Origin of the sequence: Chelativorans sp. (genome assembly GCF_031180965.1) — a bacterium.
GTDB lineage: Bacteria > Pseudomonadota > Alphaproteobacteria > Rhizobiales > Rhizobiaceae > Chelativorans.
Genome location: NZ_JAPSLH010000008.1, coordinates 19336 through 38596 on the forward strand (window position 1 = coordinate 19336; position 19261 = coordinate 38596).

18 protein-coding genes are annotated in these 19261 nt (G+C 64.3%); 12 read left to right on the forward strand and 6 right to left on the reverse strand.

Annotated elements, in window-relative coordinates; genetic code table 11:
• Positions 1–58 precede the first annotated feature (58 nt).
• Genes RIN79_RS08300 through RIN79_RS08310 form a run of 3 tightly spaced genes read right to left on the reverse strand, consistent with a single transcriptional unit; the run spans position 59 to position 2550 of the window.
• Positions 59–892, reverse strand: a complete 834-nt coding sequence (locus RIN79_RS08300; RefSeq protein ID WP_309084178.1) for a hypothetical protein — start codon at positions 890–892, stop codon at positions 59–61.
• Positions 889–2211 (reverse strand): hypothetical protein, encoded by a 1323-nt coding sequence (locus RIN79_RS08305; RefSeq protein ID WP_309084179.1) that lies wholly within the window; start codon positions 2209–2211, stop codon positions 889–891. Before RIN79_RS08305 ends, RIN79_RS08300 begins: the two co-directional genes overlap by 4 nt.
• A gap of 48 nt (positions 2212–2259) precedes the next feature.
• Complete coding sequence (locus RIN79_RS08310; RefSeq protein ID WP_309084310.1) at positions 2260–2550, reverse strand: hypothetical protein; 291 nt, start codon at positions 2548–2550, stop codon at positions 2260–2262.
• A gap of 203 nt (positions 2551–2753) precedes the next feature.
• Between RIN79_RS08310 and RIN79_RS08315 the strand changes: the two genes are divergently transcribed.
• From RIN79_RS08315 to msrA, 5 genes are all read left to right on the forward strand, one after another.
• Positions 2754–3215, forward strand: a complete 462-nt coding sequence (locus RIN79_RS08315; protein WP_309084180.1) for a GNAT family N-acetyltransferase — start codon at positions 2754–2756, stop codon at positions 3213–3215.
• Between the two features lie 328 nt (positions 3216–3543).
• Positions 3544–3951 carry a succinate dehydrogenase, cytochrome b556 subunit gene (gene sdhC / locus RIN79_RS08320; protein ID WP_309084181.1) on the forward strand — a complete coding sequence of 136 codons (408 nt, stop codon included), beginning with the start codon at positions 3544–3546 and terminating at the stop codon, positions 3949–3951.
• A gap of 106 nt (positions 3952–4057) precedes the next feature.
• Complete coding sequence (gene sdhA / locus RIN79_RS08325) at positions 4058–5893, forward strand: succinate dehydrogenase flavoprotein subunit (protein WP_309084182.1); 1836 nt, start codon at positions 4058–4060, stop codon at positions 5891–5893.
• Between the two features lie 59 nt (positions 5894–5952).
• Complete coding sequence (locus tag RIN79_RS08330; RefSeq protein ID WP_309084183.1) at positions 5953–6735, forward strand: succinate dehydrogenase iron-sulfur subunit; 783 nt, start codon at positions 5953–5955, stop codon at positions 6733–6735.
• A gap of 91 nt (positions 6736–6826) precedes the next feature.
• Complete coding sequence (msrA, locus tag RIN79_RS08335; protein ID WP_309084184.1) at positions 6827–7465, forward strand: peptide-methionine (S)-S-oxide reductase MsrA; 639 nt, start codon at positions 6827–6829, stop codon at positions 7463–7465.
• Between the two features lie 3 nt (positions 7466–7468).
• On the opposite strand, the gene RIN79_RS08340 is transcribed toward msrA, so the two are convergent.
• The 3 genes from RIN79_RS08340 to RIN79_RS08350 form a co-directional block, all read right to left on the reverse strand.
• Positions 7469–8593 carry a Glu/Leu/Phe/Val dehydrogenase dimerization domain-containing protein gene (locus RIN79_RS08340; RefSeq protein ID WP_309084185.1) on the reverse strand — a complete coding sequence of 375 codons (1125 nt, stop codon included), beginning with the start codon at positions 8591–8593 and terminating at the stop codon, positions 7469–7471.
• Positions 8594–8731: 138 nt separating this feature from the next.
• Positions 8732–9172 (reverse strand): OsmC family protein, encoded by a 441-nt coding sequence (locus RIN79_RS08345; RefSeq protein ID WP_309084186.1) that lies wholly within the window; start codon positions 9170–9172, stop codon positions 8732–8734.
• Between the two features lie 30 nt (positions 9173–9202).
• Entirely contained in the window at positions 9203–10450 is a 1248-nt protein-coding gene (locus RIN79_RS08350; RefSeq protein WP_309084187.1) for a ubiquinone biosynthesis hydroxylase, read from the reverse strand.
• A gap of 88 nt (positions 10451–10538) precedes the next feature.
• On the opposite strand from RIN79_RS08350, the gene tesB reads away from it, so the two are divergent.
• The 7 genes from tesB (at position 10539) to RIN79_RS08385 (ending at position 19165) form a co-directional block, all read left to right on the forward strand.
• A complete protein-coding gene (tesB, locus tag RIN79_RS08355) occupies positions 10539–11405 on the forward strand; it encodes an acyl-CoA thioesterase II (protein WP_309084188.1) in 867 nt (288 codons plus the stop codon).
• A gap of 221 nt (positions 11406–11626) precedes the next feature.
• Positions 11627–11965, forward strand: a complete 339-nt coding sequence (locus RIN79_RS08360) for a P-II family nitrogen regulator (protein ID WP_309084189.1) — start codon at positions 11627–11629, stop codon at positions 11963–11965.
• 31 nt (positions 11966–11996) lie between these two features.
• Positions 11997–13370 carry an ammonium transporter gene (locus tag RIN79_RS08365; RefSeq protein ID WP_309084190.1) on the forward strand — a complete coding sequence of 458 codons (1374 nt, stop codon included), beginning with the start codon at positions 11997–11999 and terminating at the stop codon, positions 13368–13370.
• Between the two features lie 250 nt (positions 13371–13620).
• On the forward strand, positions 13621–16185 hold the full coding sequence (locus tag RIN79_RS08370; protein ID WP_309084191.1) for a DNA translocase FtsK: 2565 nt from the start codon (positions 13621–13623) through the stop codon (positions 16183–16185).
• Between the two features lie 173 nt (positions 16186–16358).
• Positions 16359–17324 (forward strand): DUF72 domain-containing protein, encoded by a 966-nt coding sequence (locus RIN79_RS08375; RefSeq protein ID WP_309084192.1) that lies wholly within the window; start codon positions 16359–16361, stop codon positions 17322–17324.
• 95 nt (positions 17325–17419) lie between these two features.
• Positions 17420–17659 (forward strand): hypothetical protein, encoded by a 240-nt coding sequence (locus RIN79_RS08380; RefSeq protein WP_309084193.1) that lies wholly within the window; start codon positions 17420–17422, stop codon positions 17657–17659.
• Positions 17660–17845: 186 nt separating this feature from the next.
• Positions 17846–19165, forward strand: coding sequence for a hypothetical protein (locus RIN79_RS08385; protein ID WP_309084194.1), 1320 nt, complete (start codon positions 17846–17848; stop codon positions 19163–19165).
• Positions 19166–19261 lie beyond the last annotated feature (96 nt).

Below are 19261 nucleotides of genomic sequence, written 5' to 3' on the forward strand. Positions count from 1 at the left end.
ACGCCTTCCCCAACGCGTGGCGCAAGACCCGGTTCCGGGCCGCGCTTCCGGTCGTGCGCTACTGGCTGGCGACGTTCTCTGCCGCGGTCACGAGCTTGTAGCGTTTCATTTCCTCGGCCGTGAGATAATAGAGCGCGCGCGGAGGCGTATCGAGCGCGTGCAGCCACATGGCCGGGTCGACGCCCATCTCCTCGAGATGGCGGGAGATGCGTGCCGTCGTCATCTGCGCGTCCGCCATGGCTTGCGCCGGCTGCGTCAGCGCATCGGCGGCGGTGTAGAACTGGTGCAGGCCGACGGCCGCCTGCTCGCCGACCAGGCGCACGGCGCCGCCGGCCATCATCAACGGGCAGGAGGACGCGCAGATCGCGCCATCCTCCACCATAGTGGCGATCCCGCGCTCCCTGAGCATGCGCGCCATGAGAATGGCGTCGTCCAGCGCGCCGCCGGGCGAGTTCAGGCTGACGCGCTTCACATATTCGCCGCGCGCTTCAAGCTCCGCCTTGAGCCGGCCTGCTGAACCGAGACCGATGCTGCCGGTCGCTCGCAACAAGCCGCCGGGCTCGAGCGTGAAGGAGATCGGCTGTCGCAGCATCGCCTCGTCGGACGTGACGAATCGGCGCGGATCGTTGGACTGCCTCCGATCGCCGCCGGCTTCCACCGCAGGCGGCAGGATACGCAGCGTGTGCTGCAGCGTCTCGGGTTGGAGGGCAGGCAAGAACCCACCATTGGCTTCCGACAGCTGGCGGAGGTCAAATGCCACCAGACCGGCCGCGCCGATCAGAACTCCGATGAAGGCAGCGCGCATCAGCGCGCCGTCATCAAACCGCGCGAGATAGCGGGTCCAGCTTCCTTTTGGGGACCGGGATGGAGTGGGGCCGCTGGTTTCGTTCATGGCTCGTGCCGCTTGCGATCGGCAAGGGGAGTGACATTTTCCGCCCGCTCCACCGCCGCCGACATTCCTTCGTCCGCGGGCAGGTGCGGCCCTTCGACCGAGGGTGACGGCGCCGCCTCCTCGCGCGGGGCACGCCGGGCAAGTTCCTCGCGCAGATCGATGGCGCGCAGCAGCTCGGACGCTGTCATGCGGTCCGCATCGGTCATCGCCTCCTCATTCCGCCGGATCGAGCCATGGACCACCGAAAGAACTCCCACGAACACGGCCGGGAGCAGATCGATCGAGATGGCGCCGGCCCAGCTCGGCAGGAAATCTGCCGCGTAGCGCAGCACCGCCTCGGCCGAGGAGAGGGGCACGAAGCGCCGCTCCGGCACCTTTGGCTGCGCAAGGATTTCTGCTGCGGCATCCGATAGGGCTTTCGACTGTGCGGCAACCGATTCCCGCACCGTCGCCATCACTTGGTCCTGTCGGCCGGCAAGATCAGGCGAAGCGCCGTCCGCCACCGGCGCGATGAAGCCAGCCGTGAGATCCGCGGCGGCCCGGGCCACCGAAGGTGCGATCGACGTCTGCTCCAGGGCTGCGACTACGCCGGCAAGTGCCACCGACTCCCGGGCAAAGGCATCCGAGCGCGGCTCGATGGCGCCGCGCGCCGAAACCAGCGCACGCATCGCAGCAAGCCTCTCCTGCCCCTGCGTGAACAGTCCCGAGACGGTCTCGCGGGACCCCTGGATCGTCTGCTCCAGTTCGCGCATCTGTGCCGACATCTGCGTCAGGAGCTGCACCACGCTGCCCGAACCGGACGTGCCGGTGAGCGCGCCGGAACTGCGCTCGTCATCGGCAAGCCGCGCGAAGCGCTCCGCCGCGCGCTGGATGTCCGGCAGCAGCGAGAGAGCGCCGAGCGCGTTGGAATGGGCCTGGTCGAGATCCGCCGTATAATCCTCCAACGATTCAGCCAGGTGCTGCTCTACGGCTGCGGAACCGGCGAGGGCGGCGGCATTTAACCAGGAGGACATGGCGATGATCATCACCGAGCCGATGCCCATGATGCCCAGCAATGCCAGTCTCGAGCCGCTATCCCGCATCTCCGGCACGAAACGCATGAGATAGGTCCAAAAGCCATAGATGCCGACGGACACCGCGGCCGAGTAGATGATCGCAGCGAAGAAGACGAGCGTAGTCGAGCCGTCGAGCAGGTCGCGCACGCCGAGATAGGTATAAACGCCGCTCGCCAGCGCCAATGTGGCGAGCACGAAGCGCGACATCGTCTCCAGCGCCGTCACCTGTTCGCGCAGCTGTTTTGCGGCCCGTGCCTCGCTCATTGGAATATTACCCCCGCGCTCTGGTTTCACCCGCCCGACCGGAGCGCGTCACCGGCAGGTTGCGGTCGGCACCGGCACGACATTGTCCGGCAGCCCATACATATGGCTGCGTCCGCGCAGCAAAGCGCCGTAGCGGCACGTACCGCCTTCGCGCAGATAAAGCCGCCCACCATCCTGCTCCAGGTACATCACTTTCGGCCTGGCACCGCCCCCGGCCAGCTGGCCCATGCCGACGAGGATGCGCTTCAAGCCCGCGGAGCTATGGACCACCAAATTGCCGAAGCTGTCGCCATGGACGCGCTCACAAGCCGCCGCCGGCACCGCCCCTGCCAGAAGCATCGCGGTCAATACCGGGAAACCTTGTCGGCGGGAAAAATGTCTGCAAAAAGGCATGCGGGAGGCTCCTTCCTTGCCGCGGGCTCCTCACGCGCCACATTATCGGTTTCCCAACCTTTGTCACGCCGCTCGCCACGGCCGCTCCAGCGATTGACAGGACAGGTTGAATTCGCCGATTTCTGTGCGCGACAGGAGGATGGAACGCCATGAGCGAAAATCACGTCATCGACATCGCGCCGCTGCGGCTCAAGGACGCGCATGTGCTGGCGCCGCTTTTGGCCGATTATACGCAGTCGCTGAAACGTGGCGCGCCTCGCCGCCCCGATGATTTCTATGCCGAAACGCTGCTGCAGGACCGGGTGGTCGAGGTGGTAGGAGCCCGAGTCGACGGCGCACTGGTGGGGTTTGCCATCTTCTATGACCTGCCGGACCCGATCTCCGGCTTGCGGTACGGCCTCGTCGAGCATGTCTATGTGCATCACGACCATCGCGGCAAAGGCATAGCCCGCGCTCTGATCGATGTGATCGGCGATCAGGCGGAGGAGCGCGGCTGGACACGCCTCGTGCTCCATGCGCCACGCCATCCGGCGGAGGGGAGGAAGCTCTACGAACAGCTTGCCGTGCCCGCAGATTGGACCATCCATGTGATCCCCTTCGACCGCCGGTAAGCCCAAGCGCCTGGTCCGTCTCATGAGGAAGATCAGCGGAATTCGACTCCCTCGTCATTCACTCCCTCGCCGCAAGATCGTTAGCCGCGCGCATGCACAGGGCAGCAGGTTGGCGCTTCGAAAGGGCTCGTTGGTCGCACTAGAGCCTGTACAGAACTCCAGCCCTCCAGCCGAGGGGCGGCGCGAAGCTTCAATCGATTCAGACACCTGCAGTCGTTCGGCGGGCTTTGACGCACCGCAAAAAGCGCATTAGAAAGCGACCAGCCGACGGCTTGAGGCATGGGGGTCTTCCGCCCTGCTGCATCCGCCGGCAGCAAATGGGGAAGCCATGAGCAAGTCCGCAGCCACCCGACCAAGGCCCCTCTCGCCGCATCTGCAGATCTACCGCTTCACGCCCACCATGGCGATGTCGATCCTGCACCGCATCACCGGGATCGCGCTCTTTTTCGGCACGCTCCTTTTCGTGCTCTGGCTTCTCGCCGCGGCTGGATCCAAGACGCAGTTCGACTTCATCAACGGGCTGTTCGGGTCGATTCTGGGCCGGCTGATCCTCTTCGGCTATTCCTGGGCGCTCATCCATCATGCGCTGGGCGGCATCCGCCATCTCCTCTGGGATACCGGCCACGGCTTGGAGAAGCATACGTCCAGAACCATGGCGATCATGACCCTGATCGGCTCCGTCGTCCTCACCATCGCGTTGTGGGGTGCGGCTTGGGCGCTACGCGGGGGCTTCTGAGATATGCGCAAAGCGCTGCACGACATCGGCCATTTTAGCACGGCTCGCAACCACGCGATCGCGGCTCCATGCCAGGTCCAGAGTTGCCTACGGAGAGTGAACCGGAATGGCTGATGCTTCCCAGACAATCGCCGGGCGGGCCTACTCCTATGTCGACCACGCCTTCGATGTGGTGGTGGTCGGAGCCGGCGGCGCCGGATTGCGCGCCACGCTCGGCATGGCGGAACAGGGGTTGAGGACGGCCTGCATTACGAAAGTTTTCCCGACGCGCTCGCACACGGTGGCGGCGCAGGGCGGCATTGCCGCTTCGCTCCAGAATATGGGCCCCGACAACTGGCAGTGGCACCTCTATGACACAGTCAAAGGGTCCGATTGGCTGGGTGACGTCGACGCGATGGAGTATCTGGCGCGCGAAGCCCCGGCAGCCGTCTATGAGCTGGAGCACTATGGCGTGCCCTTCTCGCGCACGGAAGAAGGCAAGATCTATCAGCGCCCCTTCGGCGGCCATATGCAGAATTTCGGCGCCGGGCCGCCCGTGCAGCGGACCTGTGCCGCCGCCGACCGCACGGGCCACGCTATCCTGCATACTCTTTACGGCCAGTCCGTGAAGCACAACGCTCAGTTCTTCGTCGAGTATTTCGCGCTCGACCTCATCATGTCGGATGACGGCGTGTGCACCGGCGTCGTCGCCTGGAACCTAGAGGACGGCACGATCCACCGTTTCGCCGCCAAGATGGTGGTGCTGGCGACCGGCGGCTATGGCCGCGCCTATTTCTCATGCACCTCCGCGCATACATGCACGGGCGACGGCAACGGCATGATCGCACGGGCCGGCTTGCCGCTTCAGGATATGGAATTCGTGCAGTTCCACCCGACCGGCATCTACGGTGCGGGCTGCCTGATCACCGAGGGCGTACGTGGCGAGGGCGGATATCTGGTCAACTCCGAAGGCGAGCGCTTCATGGAGCGCTATGCCCCTTCGGCGAAGGACCTTGCCTCGCGCGACGTGGTCTCCCGCTGCATGATGCTGGAAATCCGCGAGGGGCGCGGGGTCGGCAAAAACAAGGACCACATTTATCTTCACCTTGACCATCTCGACCCGGCGGTGATCCACGAGCGCCTGCCCGGCATCGCCGAATCGGCGCGGATCTTCGCCGGCGTCGACGTCACACGCGAGCCGATCCCGGTTCTGCCGACGGTCCACTACAATATGGGCGGCATTCCCACCAATTACTGGGGCGAGGTGCTGAATCCGACGCCAGGCGATCCGGACGCCGTGGCGCCGGGCCTCATGGCCGTGGGCGAGGCGGCATGCGCGTCAGTGCACGGAGCGAACCGGCTGGGCTCGAACTCTCTGATCGACCTCGTGGTGTTCGGCCGCGCCGCGGCGATCCGCGCCGGGCAGGTGGTCGACCGCAGCTCCAAGGTGCCGGCGGTCAATGAAGCTGCGTGCGAAAAGATCATGGACCGCTTCGACCGCCTGCGCCACGCCAATGGCGGCACACCGACAGCGGTGCTGCGCGAAAAGATGCAGCGCGCCATGCAGGAAGACGCCGCGGTGTTCCGCACCCAGGAATCGCTGGAACAAGGTTGCCGCCGGATTTCGCAGGTCTGGGCCGAACTACGGGACATCAAAGTCACCGACCGTTCGGTGATCTGGAACTCGGACCTGATGGAAACGCTTGAGCTTGAGAATCTCATGGCGAACGCGGTGGTCACGGTTTATTCGGCCGAGGCGCGCAAGGAGAGCCGCGGCGCCCATGCGCGCGAGGACTTCACCGAGCGCGACGACGTCAATTGGCGCAAGCACACGCTTTCATGGGTGGACCCTGCCGGAAATGTGCGGCTTGGCTACCGTCCGGTGCATACGGAGCCCATGCTCAGACCCGAGGATGGGGGCATCGACCCGGCGAAGATCGCGCCCAAGGCGCGGGTGTATTAGGCGGTGGAATCCGTCATGTCGGAGCTGAGGCTGGTTGTCCGAAAAGGATCGGCGGAACAATGGTTGAATTTACCCTTCCCAAAAACTCCAAGGTCAAACCTGGCAAGGTCTGGCCGAAGCCGGAGGGCGCCACCAATCTGCGCGAATACCGCGTTTATCGCTGGTCGCCGGACGATACCGAGAATCCCCGCGTCGACACTTATTACGTCAACCTCGACGATTGCGGGCCGATGGTGCTGGACGGGCTGATCTGGATCAAGAACAAGATCGATCCGACGCTCACCTTCCGCCGCTCCTGCCGCGAGGGTATCTGCGGCTCCTGCGCCATGAATATCGACGGCGCGAACACGCTCGCCTGCACGAAGGGCATGGCCGACGTTCGGGGCGATGCGGTTAGGATCTATCCCCTCCCGCATATGCCCGTCATAAAGGACCTGGTGCCGGACCTCTCGATCCCCTACGCTCAGCTCTCCTCGATCGAGCCATGGCTGCAGACCGTCACGCCGGAGCCGGCAACCGAGTGGCGGCAGAGCCACGAAGATCGGGCAAAGCTTGATGGCCTCTACGAATGCATCCTCTGCTTCTGCTGCCAGACCTCCTGCCCCAGCTACTGGTGGAACGGCGAGCGCTACCTGGGCCCGGCCGTGCTGCTGCAGGCCTATCGTTGGCTGATCGATTCGCGCGACGAGGCCACCGGCGAGCGGCTGGACATGCTGGAGGATCCGTTCCGGCTTTACCGCTGCCACACGATCATGAACTGCACCCAGACCTGCCCTAAGGGGCTCAACCCGGCCAAGGCGATCGCCGAAATCAAGAAGATGATGGTCGAACGTCGGGCCTGAGGGGCCGGCAGGCGCCTTCACACAAGTGTGTTCGCACCGGAATTGTAATACCCGCGGCGCATGTTAGGCTTTCCCGATGCGGAGGTCCAATATGCTGCGCCGTCTCGCTGCCATTGCTGGCCTTCTTGCAGCAGGCCTCACGGCGCCGCCGTCTCTTGCCGCGACGAAAACGGCGATCTTCGCCGGCGGCTGCTTCTGGTGCGTCGAAGCGGATTTTGACAAGGTCCCGGGCGTCATCTCGACCACCTCCGGCTATACGGGGGGCGATACTCCGAACCCGACCTATGATGACTATTCCTCAGGTGGCCACCGCGAAGCGGTGAAGATCGATTACGACGACAGCCGCGTCACCTACGAGCACCTCCTCGATGTCTTCTTCCATTCCGTTGACCCGACGGATGCGGGGGGCCAGTTCTGCGACCGCGGCGAAAGCTACTCGACGGCCATCTATGTGTTGAGCGAGGCTCAACTCCAAACAGCGAAGAAGGCGAAAAAGGCGGCCGAGGAGGAGCTCGGCAGGCCCGTGGTGACGCCGGTCCTGCGCGCCTCGACCTTCTGGCCCGCCGAGGACTATCACCAGAACTACTACCAGAGCGAGGAGCGAACCTTCACGCGGTTCGGCTACGTGACCAGGGCCGAGGCGTACAAGGGCTACCGCGAGGGCTGCGGGAGGGACGCCCGCCTGAGGGAGGTCTGGGGCGAGGCCGCCCTTCGCGGCATCGCCAAATAAGGTCTATATCTTCGCCGCCTCCTGGATACGCTCCATCGCGATCTCCGCGGCGATGTCGTTCGTCGGCCGACCCTCTGCCTGCGAGCGCATGAAGATGTCGCTCAGGGTCTCCGGAATCTTCCCGATTTTTTCCAACACTGCCTCGCGCCAGTAGCCGTCGGGGGAGAGTTCCGCAGCCACATTGATGAGGCCTCCAGCGTTAATGACGTAATCAGGCGCGTAAAGGATTCCGCGCTCCATGAGCAGCTGCGCGTCTTCATGGCTGGCGAGCTGGTTGTTGGCGGAGCCCGCGACAATGCGGGCCTTCAGCGATGGAATGGTCTGCCGCGAAATCACGCTGCCCAAAGCACACGGGGCGAAAACATCAGCCTCCGCGGCGATGATTTCCTCGGGTTTGATGGCGACCGCCGCAAACGTTTGGCTTGCCTTTTCCACCCGGGCGGCATCGATGTCGGAGACCAGGAGTGCAGCCCCTTCCCCATGCAGCTTCTCGCAGAGCGACCAGCCGACGGAGCCGAGGCCCTGAACCGCCACCCGGACGCCTGCGAGGCTCTCCTTACCGTGCCGATGTCTCAGCGCGGCCTTGATACCAAGAAAGACGCCTTCGGCGGTGAACGGCGAGGGGTTGCCGCTGCCGCCCTTGGTCGTGCCGACCACGTTCGGCGTGCGGGCGCGCAGGAAGTCCGCGTCGGCGAGCCTCATTCCCACATCCTCGGCGGTGATGTACTGGCCTTCCAGACTGGCCAGCATCTCGGCATAGGCTGTCAGCAGGGCCGGAGACTTTTCCGTCTTGGGGTCGGCGATGATCACCGCCTTTCCGCCGCCCAGAGGCAGGCCGGCCACGGCGGATTTGTAGGTCATCCCGCGCGACAGCCGGAGCGCGTCCGTCAGCGCCGCCTCGAAACTTTCATGCGGCCATATCCGCGTGCCGCCCAGAGCCGGACCAAGCGTCGTATTGTGGATGGCGACGATTGCGGTCAGGCCGCGCTTCTCGTCTCGGCCGCACCAGACCCATTCGTGATTGGCGAAGGCCGGAAGGGCGGCGGCTTCGGCGGTGATATCGGAGATCGCCAGACTGCCCGCGCCTGCCGTTCTCCTGAGAGTCCTCGGTTCCTGAACCTGCAGCATGGCATTCCTCCCGAATGTCTCATCTGCATGGAATCTAGGCCCGCCAGCGAGTTTTTGATTGCTAAGTGAAGCTGTTCCGCGAACGCACGTTGCGTTCGCGGAGCGTTGTCTGTTCAAAAAGTGCGGCCGTAGCCCCCGCTAGGCGAATCGGGCGTCAAGCGTTATGGCGATCGCACTAAGCGCTCTGGAAACAGGGCAGTTTTCCTTCGCCTTGTTTGCGAATTCCCTGAACTTCTCCTCATCCAGGCCCGGCACCTTGCCGACGACGGAGAGCGCGCTGCCGCGGATCTCAAAGCCGCCGCCCTGCTTCGGCTGCAAGTCGATCTCGGCCTTCACGTCGAGGGATTCGGCCGGTGTGCCGCTTTCCGCCAGCGCGTGCGCGAGCGCCATGGAAAAGCAGGACGCGTGTGCGGCCGCAATCAGCTCCTCCGGATTGGTGCCGGCCCGGCCGGTCTCATCCTCAAAGCGCGCCTTGAAGGAGAGCGGAAGGTCTCCGAGAGCTCCGCTCTGCGTGCCCGTGAGCCTGCCCGAGCCGCTGGTGAGAGAACCTTTCCAGGTTACATTGGCGTGGCGCTTCATCCCTGTCTCCTTCGTTGCCGATCAACCAATTCAGATTGCCTCGCCTTGCAGCAGGCGCGGTGTGCCCCCCGTCAGGCCCGAGGCTTGCCTGACGAAAAAGTCCTTGATGCCAGGCACCCGGTCCACGAGGCCAAGGCCTATGTCCCGGATCGCCCTCACCGGCGCGAAGTCATTTGAGAAGAGGCGGTTGAGGGCGTCCGTCGTCACGCCCATTTGCACCGTGTCAAAGCGGCGCCAGCGCTCATAGCGCTGCAGCACATCGAGCGCGCCGATATCCTCCCCCAGCCGGTCCGCTTCCACCAGGACCTGGGCGAGCGCCGCTGCGTCCTTGAAGCCAAGATTGAGCCCCTGGCCGGCGATCGGATGAATCCCGTGAGCGGCATCGCCCGCAAGCGCGAAGCGCGGGCGCACGAAGTCGCGCGCCAGCGTCAGGCCCAGTGGCCAGGCGCGGCGCGGGCCCTCGACGCGGATGTCACCGAGCTTTAAGCCAAACCTCTGCTCCAACTCCAGCTCGAAGACGAAATCGTCCTCCGCCACAAGTCGCTCGGCATCCTCCGTGCGCTCGGTCCAGACGATGGAGGAGCGATTGCCCTTGAGCGGCAGCGTGGCGAAAGGTCCGGCCGGCAGGAAATGCTCTTCCGCCCGGCCGTTATGCGGACGCTCATGCGCCACGGTGCAGACAATGCCCGACTGGCCGTATTCCCAGCGCACCGTGCGGATGCCGGCCATGTCGCGCAGGCGCGACTTGACTCCGTCGGCGGCGATCAGCACGCGCGTGCGGCAGGAAGTTCCGTTCGCCAGCCGAACCGTGACCGCCGCCGGCTCCACCTCGAAACCCTCGACGGCCAAACCTTGCATGATATCGATGCCGAGTTCCCCGGCGCGACGGCGCAGCGCGCCGGTCAGTTCGCGGTTCATGACCATGTGTGCGAAGGGCTCGCCCGGCGCCGCCTCGCCGCCGAAGGTGAGGAAGACCGGGCGCACGGGATCGGAGGTGCGCGAATCGGTGATCACCATTTCCGTAATGGGCTGCGCTTCCGCGGCGATCTCGTCCCAGCAACCGAGCTGGCGCAACATGCGGGCAGCCGCGGCCGCAATCGCCGAGGCGCGGCCGTCGCGCTGCCACACGCCTTCGGGTGCCGCATCCACGACCAGCACCTTCAGGCCCGGCCGGGCATGGCGAATCGAGACGGCGATGGCCAGGCCCACATAGCCGGCGCCGGCAATCATCACGTCGAAGGGTCCGCTTAAACGTGCATCCGCCGTCGTCGCGCTCATATTTGCGTTCTCCGCCTTTTCCCGCCGCCTTGACTTCCCGCGCCGCCTTCGGTTTGTCAGCCCTACCGCAATTCTGCCGGAGAGCGACATGTCGTCGGCGATGCAGGAGCTTCTCGACATACTTAACCTTGAGGAGCTCGAACTCAACCTCTATCGCGGCCGGAGCCCGAAGGTGGGCTGGCAGCGTGTCTTCGGCGGGCAGGTCATCGGCCAGGCGCTCGTCGCCGCCCAGCGTACGGTTTCCAGCGAAAGGCATGTGCATTCCCTGCACTGCTACTTCATGCGCCCGGGGGACCCTGCCATTCCGATCGTATATGAGGTGGATCGCATCCGCGACGGCGGCAGCTTTACGACTAGACGCGTCGTCGCCATCCAGCACGGCCACGCCATTTTCGCCCTTTCTGCTTCCTTCCAGGTGGATGAGGACGGGCTTGAGCACGAGCTGCCGATCCCGGACGGTATTCCCGCCCCGGAAAGCTTGCGAAGCCAGGCGGACTACATAGCATTGCTGAGTTCGGATGTGCCGGAAAACATCCGCCGCTATTGGCAACGTGAGCGGCCGGTCGAAATCCGTCCCGTCAATATCGAGCACTATACGACGAACAACAAGCTGCCGCCCTTCCAGCAGGTCTGGATGCGCACCACCGGCCCCGTTCCGGATGACAAGGCGCTGCAGGCGGCAGTGCTTGCCTATCTCTCCGACATGACGCTGATCGACACGGCCACTTTTCCTCACGGAAGATCCCTGTTCGATCCCGGCCTGCAGATGGCAAGCCTCGACCACGCCATGTGGTTCCACCGGCCGGACCCGCTCGACGACTGGCTGCTTTATACCCAGGACAGCCCCTTCTCCGGCGGTTCGAGGGGGCTGGCGCGTGGCAGTATCTATGCACGGAACGGCAAGCTTATCGCCTCGGTAGCGCAGGAAGGCTTGCTGCGCCTGCGCGAAAAGTAAGCAGATCGGGCTAGTTGCACAATTATTGTGCATCTCCTCGCCGGCCGGCTGAAACTGCAGCCAAAGCGGCCGCAGCATTTTCCAAACTTTCCAAATAGTTAACGCTGCTGTCCGGCAAGTGGCACGGCGCTTGATTCGCCCTTGGCGTCGCTGGCGCCCTCGGGCGGGGACCCCAGTGACATCCAACGCGGCTGGTTCCGCAAGAGCAGGGGTGAGGCCTGATGAAATTTGTGATGGCAATCATAAAGCCGTTCAAGCTTGAGGCGGTGCGCGAAGCGCTCACCGAACTCGGCATTCAGGGGCTGACCGTCACCGAGGTGAAAGGCTACGGGCGGCAGAAGGGGCACACGGAAATCTATCGCGGCGCCGAATATGCGGTGAGCTTCCTGCCCAAGGTCAAGATCGAGGTGGCCGTCGATTCCGAGTTGGCCGACAAGGTCGTCGAAGCGATCGCCAATGCCGCCAAGACCGGCCAGATCGGGGACGGCAAAATCTTCGTCTACAGCATCGAAAAGGCCGTGCGTATCCGCACCGGCGAAACAGACGCCGATGCGCTTTAGGCGCAATCCGGATATGCCAGGGGAGAATAGAATGAGATTTCCGAGTATCGATTTGGCGAAGCGCGTATCCGGGGCGGGCGCGCTCGCATTGGCTGCTTTCGCGACTCTGCCTGCCCTGGCGCAGGAAGCGGCCGAGGGGGCGGCGGATGCGGCAGCCGCGGCCGCGCCCGTCATGGACAAGGGCGATGTGGCCTGGATGATGACGGCGAGCCTCCTGGTGCTGTTCATGACCATGCCGGGCCTGGCGCTCTTCTACGGCGGGCTCGTGCGCGCCAAGAACGCGCTTTCCGTCCTCATGCAGTGCACCATGATCGCCGCCGTGGTTATGGTTGTGTGGGTGCTCTGGGGCTATTCCATAGCTTTCGGCGGCGGCACGAGCCCGTTCTGGGGCGGCTTTGGCAAGCTCTTCCTGTCCGGCGTGACGCCCGACTCGACGGCCGCGACCTTCACCGACGGGGTCGTGATCCCCGAATATGTCTTTATCGTCTTCCAGATGACATTTGCCGTCATCACGCCGGCCCTCATCGTCGGCGCCTTCGCCGAGCGGATCAAATTCTCGGCGGTGGTGCTCTTCACCATACTGTGGGTGACTTTCGTCTATTTCCCGATCGCACATATGGTGTGGGACGCCAGCGGCTACCTCTTCAATCTCGGCGCGCTGGATTTCGCGGGCGGCACGGTCGTCCATATCAATGCCGGCATCGCCGCGCTGGTAGGCTGCATCCTGGTCGGCCGGCGCAACGGCCTTGGCAAGGAACTGCTCGCCCCTCATTCCATGACGTTGACGATGGTTGGCGGGTCGATCCTGTGGGTCGGCTGGTTCGGCTTCAATGCGGGGTCGAACCTTGAAGCCACCGGCGGAGCCGCCCTCGCCATGATCAACACCTTCACCGCGACCGCCGGCGCGATCATCGGCTGGAGCGTGGTCGAGGCATTCCATCGCGGCAAGGCGTCAATGCTGGGCGCGGTCTCCGGCCTGGTGGCGGGCCTGGTGGCGGTGACCCCCGCCTGCGGCTATATCGGCCCGGTGGGCGCGATCGTCCTCGGCTTCATCGCCAGCGTGATCTGCTATTTCTTCGTCGCGGTCGTGAAGAACAGGTTCGGCTATGACGACACGCTCGACGTGTTCGGCATTCATGGGATCGGCGGCATCGTCGGCGCGCTCGGCACCGCCATCTTCGCCGCGCCGTGGCTTGGCGGCATCCAGGGCGAGGACTTTTCCATCGCTTCCCAGCTCTGGATCCAGTTCGTCGCCGTCGCCATCACGATCGTCTGGTGCGGCATCGTCTCTGCCATCCTCTATAAACTTGTCGACGTCATCGTCGGCCTGCGTCCGACCGCTGAGGCGGAGACGCAGGGCCTCGACCTCGCGTCGCATGGCGAGGCAGCCTACCACTACTCCTGATCCGCGGCACCTCTCCCGAGATGCCCATTGGGCCCGGCGCAAGCTGGGCCCTTTTTTGCGTAGGGACTAGCGGAAGGAGCGACAGGAAGCGCTGTCCGACAATGCGCTCTTGTTCCTCTTGGCCTACTCTCCCTGCTACCCTTCTGCCCTTCCTCCATGGTTAATGCAGCCTTTACCATCCCTCGGCTAGGTTGAAGCTGGCGTCGGGCATTGCCCGGCATCGGTGGTATGAGTGCACGGGGACATGCGTATGGGTTCGGGTTCTTCGGCGGCATTTGCCATTTATGATGATGGCTTCAGCCTGCGAAATTTCCTGCGGCGGCAGGCCCGGCGCGGCGTGGGAGTCGCCGTCCTGGCATTCGTCGCTTTCGGATTGGCAAGCCTTGCCACCTGGAACGTAGCCGACCCGAGCTTCAGCTACGCGACCGACAATCCCGTTACCAATGCCATGGGTTATCCGGGCGCCGTCTATTCCGACATCGCGATGCAGTTCTTCGGGCTTGCTTCCGTCGCAGGCCTGGTGCCCGCCGTCTTCTGGGGCCTTTTTCTCGCCGCCGGCCGCGGCATCGAGCATCCCGGACGCCGCGTAGCCGCCTGGTTCGCCGGGGCGATTCTCTCGGCCGGGGTTGCGGGCTGCCTCACGCCGCCCGACACCTGGCCGCTCCCCATGGGACTCGGCGGCGTCTTCGGCGACATGGTCCTCTCCATTCCCGGCTTCTTCACCGGCGGCTACCCCACGGGGTTGTTCGGGATCGCCGTCGCAGCAGTCCTGATCCTGCCGGCCACCTGGCTAACGCTCTATGGAGCAGGCGCTCTCGGCCGGACCGGCACGTCCTCGGCCGTGGTCGAGAAGGAGGAGGAAGTAGATACTCCCTTCGAGGTTTCCTATGCGGAGAGTGACGAGGAGGAAGGCGGCCTGGTCGCCTTCGGCGTCATCGCCCATTGGTGGCTTTATCTGAAGGCTTTTTTCCGCCGGCGCTTCGCCCTGCATGGTACTGATCTGCCGGAGGAGTTTGATGCGCCGGGCCCCGCGCCCGTGCTGGTTGCTGCCCGCGCGGCTGAGCAGAATATGCGGATCGAGCCTGGCTTCGGCGGGGACGGGCTTGAGTTTACGTCGTTCGAGGAGGTACCCGCCCCGCGCCTTCGCCCCGCATACCCCGCCCAGGCGGCTGCGCAGCAGCAAGGGGCAGCGCAGTTGGGTGCGCGCGTGGAAAATCCTGCCGCACGGCCAGTTCCCGGAGCGCGTGTGCGCCGGGAAGCTCAGCCGTCGCTGATCGAAACCAACGAGTTCAAGCTGCCTGCCCTGCATCTCCTCGCCGAGCCGAAGGCGACGAGCAAGGATCCTAGCCTTTCCAAGGACGCGCTGGAGCAGAATGCGCGGCTGCTGGAGGGCGTGCTCGACGATTTCGGCGTCAAGGGCGAGATCATTCATGTGCGACCCGGCCCTGTTGTCACGCTGTACGAACTGGAGCCGGCGCCCGGCATCAAATCCTCGCGCGTCATCAGCCTGGCCGACGATATCGCCCGCTCGATGAGCGCCATTGCCGCGCGCGTGGCGGTGGTGCCCGGGCGCAATGCGATCGGCATCGAGCTGCCCAATGCCAAGCGCGAGACGGTCTACCTGCGAGAGCTCCTGGCGAGCCGCGAATTCGAGACGACGAAGACGCGGCTGGCGCTCGCGCTCGGCAAGACGATCAATGGCGAGGCGGTGATCGCCGATCTTGCCAAGATGCCGCATCTTCTCGTCGCCGGCACTACGGGCTCGGGCAAGTCGGTGGCCATCAACACGATGATCCTCTCGCTGCTTTACCGCATGACGCCGGAGGAATGCCGCCTGATCATGATCGACCCGAAAATGCTTGAGCTTTCCATCTATGACGGCATCCCGCATCTGCTCACGCCCGTGGTGACCGATCCGAAGAAGGCCGTAGTCGCGCTCAAATGGACCGTGCGCGAGATGGAAGAGCGCTACCGAAAGATGTCGAAGGTCGGCGTGCGCAACATCGAGGGCTTCAACCAGCGCGTAAAGGCCGCCAAGGAAAAGGGCGAGACGATCACCCGCACGGTGCAGACGGGCTTTGACCGCGAGACCGGCGAAGCCATCTACGAGACGGAGGCTCTCGATCTGGAGCCGATGCCTTGCATCGTCGTGATAATCGACGAGATGGCCGACCTAATGATGGTTGCCGGCAAGGATATCGAGGGGGCGGTGCAGCGGTTGGCGCAAATGGCCCGTGCGGCGGGCATCCATGTGATCATGGCCACGCAGCGCCCCTCGGTCGACGTCATCACCGGAACGATCAAGGCGAACTTCCCAACGCGTATTTCCTTCCAGGTCACGTCCAAGATCGACAGCCGGACCATTCTGGGCGAGCAGGGCGCCGAACAGCTGCTCGGAATGGGTGACATGCTCTACATGGCCGGTGGTGGGCGAATCCAGCGCGTGCACGGACCCTTCGTCTCCGATTCGGAAGTGGAGCACATCGTCTCCCACCTGAAGTCGCAGGGCACGCCCGACTATCTCGAAGCCGTCACCGAGGATGACGATGAGGAGGAGGAGTCCTCGTCGGGCGGCTCGGGGAGCGGCGGCTCGGCAGGCAATTTCGACGATTCGGACGATCCGTACGACCAGGCGGTGGCGGTCGTCCTGCGCGACGGCAAGGCCTCGACCAGCTACATCCAGCGGCGCCTCGGCATCGGCTACAACCGTGCCGCATCGATCATCGAGCGGATGGAAAAGGAAGGTATCGTCGGCCCCGCAAACCATGCCGGCAAGCGCGAGATCCTGGTCCCTACCGAGCAGGAGGATGTCTAGGCCAGCTAGTAGCGCCTGATCGGAACGGCCGCGCGGCGATGTGTCCGAGCGTTGCCCTCTCCCGGGTGAGCAGCCGCGTCGCAACGCCCCGGAACAATGCGGCCGCGCTTCCGTTCCTCCGACTTGAGGCAAAGGACGGACAGCTCTCCTGAGTTGTCCGCTATGGCAAACAGATGTCGAGCGCAGGAACGATCCGCATCGGCATATCGGGTTGGACCTATAAGCCCTGGCGCGGCGTGTTCTATCCTGGCGGCCTGCCGCACAAGCGCGAACTCGCCTATGCGGCGGAGCACTTCCGATCCGTGGAGATCAATGGGACGTTTTACGGCCTCCAGCGGCCGGAATGTTTTGCCCGCTGGCGCGAGGAGACTCCCGAAGGATTCGTCTTCGCCATCAAGGGCTCGCGCTACATAACGCACATGAAGAAGCTCGTCGATGTTAGGACGCCGCTCGCCAATTTCCTGGCGTCGGGGCCGCTGCGGCTCGGTCCGAAACTCGGGCCGATCCTGTGGCAGTTTCCCCCGCAAATGAAGTTCGATGCAGCCCGGTTCGAGGCATTCTTCAAGCTGCTTCCGCGCAATACGCAGGAAGGGGCGGCGCTGGCGCGGCAGCATGATGAGCGGCTGGACGGCCGCGACTGGACCGAAGCGGACGCGCGCCGTCCGATGCGCCATGCCGTCGAGATCCGGCACGAAAGTTTCTGCACGGCCGAATTCATCGAGCTCTTGCGGCGCTACGAGATCGCTCTCGTTTGCGCCGACACCCCAGAATGGCCGCTTCTCATGGATTTGACAGCCGATTTCGTCTATTGCCGCCTGCACGGGTCCGAGCAGCTCTATTCGAGCGGCTACGACGACGCCGCGCTCGACCGCTGGGCGGAGCGCGTGCGAACCTGGGCCAACGGCGGCGAGCCTGACGACGCGCAGCGCGTGCTGGAGCCCACGAAACCGCGCGCAGCCGGCCGCGACGTCTATGTCTATTTCGACAATGACGCGAAGGTCCACGCACCCTTCAATGCAGCTTCGCTTGCCCTGCGGCTGGGCATCGGTGAGGCGCTGCATCGGGAAGACCAAGAAAGGGCGCCAACGCGCCGCCGCGTTCGGCAGCCCCCGCACCCGGAGAAGCTCGCGCAAACGTGAGCCCGTCTCGCCTTCACAGGTTTTTCGCGCGGGAATATGGTCTTCGGCGTCGGTACTACACGCGGTGGTCGCGTCCCGACATGGAGGACACTTCAATGTTCCGTTCGATGATCGTGGCATTTGCGCTGCTCGCCCTTCCGGCGGCGGCATTGGCCAATCAGTGCCCCCAGATGATGGCGGAGATTGATGCCGCCCTGCCAAGTGCAAACCTCTCCGAAGCCGACCGCGCGAAGGTCGTGGAACTTCGGGCCAAGGGCGAGCAGGAGCACCAGGCCGGCAATCACGACGCCTCCGAAGCAGCGTTGGAGGAAGCGAAGTCCCTGCTCGGCATCTAAGCCTTCGGGGCGCGCCATCTCCGCTCGGCATGGAGGCGGCGCGCCTTTTCAAGAGCTAGCTTCTCGGCCAGATTGGCGCCCATGCGCCCTTCTGCCTCTCGACTGGTTTTTTTCCTCGTTGCCGGTTCTTTTTCTGTCGCCGCCCTCTGTAGGCCGGCCTTTGCGCATGCTTCGGAGCGTGGGCATGTGCTTCTCCTGCCCACTCAATATTACGCCCTTGGCGGTGCGCTTGCGGTCGCGGCCACTTTCCTGATCCTGACCTTCCTGCCCCCAGAGCCGCTTGCGCGCGCCGGGCGGCGCCGATTGTCCGTCGGCAGCTTGCCGGGCGACGGGCGGGCGGCGGTAAGCTTCCTCTCCTTCCTGTTCTTCGCCGCGCTTCTTTACGCCGGCATCGAGGGGAGCCGCGATCCGCTCGGCAACCCGCTTCCGCTCACCATATGGACGCTTCTCTGGGTGGGTTTGACACTCCTCCAGGGCATCATTGGCAATCTCTGGGCCTGGCTCAATCCATGGTATGGGCCATGGCGGATCTTCGCGTGGCTGAGCGGCCGCAGGAGTGGGTGGCTGCACCTGCCGCCTACGCTGGGCTATCGCGCGGCTCTGCCGCTCTTCGCAGCATTCGCTTGGTTCGAGCTCGTCTACATCGCGCCGGATGATCCGCAACGATTGGCTGCGGCGGCGTTCGCCTATTGGCTCTTCACTTTCGGTGGCATCTGCCTGTTCGGCTACAGGGCATGGACAGGGCGCATCGAGTTTCTCTCGGTCTTCTTTCGAATGCTTTCGCAGCTGTCGGTCTTCCGGGCGTGGCGGTCGCCTCAAGGTTTGCGACTTTCCCTCGGCTTTCCGGGAGGAAAATTAGCTCATATCCAGCCGCTGCCCTTGAGCGGCGTCGCCCTTCTTCTCCTCGCGCTCAGCTCCGTCTCGTTCGACGGGCTGATGCGCAGCTTTTTCTGGCTCGGCGTCATCGGCATCAACCCCCTTGAGTTTCCGGGCCGCTCTGTCGTGATCGCCGAAAATACGGTCGGCCTGCTTCTCGTCTTCCTCCTCTTCTGCGCTCTGTTTCTACTCGCTGTAGTTATAGGCGAGCGGCTTGCGGGAGGGCGCGACTGGCGGCAGGCGGCAGGGCTGCTTGTCTGGTCAATCACCCCTATCGCGCTCGCCTATCACTTCTCGCATTATCTGACGGCGCTTCTAGTAAACGGACAATATGCCCTGGTCAGTCTCTCCGACCCTTTTTTCAACGGTTGGAACCTGTTCGGCACAGGAACAATGCATGCCCATACAGGCGTGGCGCTCGGTGCGGAGCGGGCCTGGCTCATCTGGAATGCGCAGGCCGCCGCAATTATCGGCGGGCATGTCTTGGCCGTGACTATTGCCCATATCACCGCCTTCCATCTGCACGGCTCGGGCCGGCGCGCGGCACTCAGCCAGATCCCAATGGCGGCGCTAATGATCGGATACACCGTGTTCGGCCTGTGGCTGCTTTCCGCACCCACGGCTGGCTAGCCCCGCGGGTCGCTTGTTGCAACTGCGAAGGTTTGATGGTTTGCTCTCCCCCACGCTAGGCGCGCCGCCGGGCGCCTCGCCAGAGCATCCTATGGA

Excerpts from the sequence above, each read along its gene's own strand:
- RIN79_RS08300 (WP_309084178.1), bottom strand. The coding sequence starts at position 892 with ATGAACGAAACCAGCGGCCCCACTCCATCCCGGTCCCCAAAAGGAAGC.
- RIN79_RS08305 (WP_309084179.1), bottom strand. The coding sequence starts at position 2,211 with ATGAGCGAGGCACGGGCCGCAAAACAGCTGCGCGAACAGGTGACGGCG.
- RIN79_RS08310 (WP_309084310.1), bottom strand. The coding sequence starts at position 2,550 with ATGCTTCTGGCAGGGGCGGTGCCGGCGGCGGCTTGTGAGCGCGTCCAT.
- RIN79_RS08315 (WP_309084180.1), top strand. The coding sequence starts at position 2,754 with ATGAGCGAAAATCACGTCATCGACATCGCGCCGCTGCGGCTCAAGGAC.
- sdhC (WP_309084181.1), top strand. The coding sequence starts at position 3,544 with ATGAGCAAGTCCGCAGCCACCCGACCAAGGCCCCTCTCGCCGCATCTG.
- sdhA (WP_309084182.1), top strand. The coding sequence starts at position 4,058 with ATGGCTGATGCTTCCCAGACAATCGCCGGGCGGGCCTACTCCTATGTC.
- RIN79_RS08330 (WP_309084183.1), top strand. The coding sequence starts at position 5,953 with ATGGTTGAATTTACCCTTCCCAAAAACTCCAAGGTCAAACCTGGCAAG.
- msrA (WP_309084184.1), top strand. The coding sequence starts at position 6,827 with ATGCTGCGCCGTCTCGCTGCCATTGCTGGCCTTCTTGCAGCAGGCCTC.
- RIN79_RS08340 (WP_309084185.1), bottom strand. The coding sequence starts at position 8,593 with ATGCTGCAGGTTCAGGAACCGAGGACTCTCAGGAGAACGGCAGGCGCG.
- RIN79_RS08345 (WP_309084186.1), bottom strand. The coding sequence starts at position 9,172 with ATGAAGCGCCACGCCAATGTAACCTGGAAAGGTTCTCTCACCAGCGGC.
- RIN79_RS08350 (WP_309084187.1), bottom strand. The coding sequence starts at position 10,450 with ATGAGCGCGACGACGGCGGATGCACGTTTAAGCGGACCCTTCGACGTG.
- tesB (WP_309084188.1), top strand. The coding sequence starts at position 10,539 with ATGTCGTCGGCGATGCAGGAGCTTCTCGACATACTTAACCTTGAGGAG.
- RIN79_RS08360 (WP_309084189.1), top strand. The coding sequence starts at position 11,627 with ATGAAATTTGTGATGGCAATCATAAAGCCGTTCAAGCTTGAGGCGGTG.
- RIN79_RS08365 (WP_309084190.1), top strand. The coding sequence starts at position 11,997 with ATGAGATTTCCGAGTATCGATTTGGCGAAGCGCGTATCCGGGGCGGGC.
- RIN79_RS08370 (WP_309084191.1), top strand. The coding sequence starts at position 13,621 with ATGGGTTCGGGTTCTTCGGCGGCATTTGCCATTTATGATGATGGCTTC.
- RIN79_RS08375 (WP_309084192.1), top strand. The coding sequence starts at position 16,359 with ATGTCGAGCGCAGGAACGATCCGCATCGGCATATCGGGTTGGACCTAT.
- RIN79_RS08380 (WP_309084193.1), top strand. The coding sequence starts at position 17,420 with ATGTTCCGTTCGATGATCGTGGCATTTGCGCTGCTCGCCCTTCCGGCG.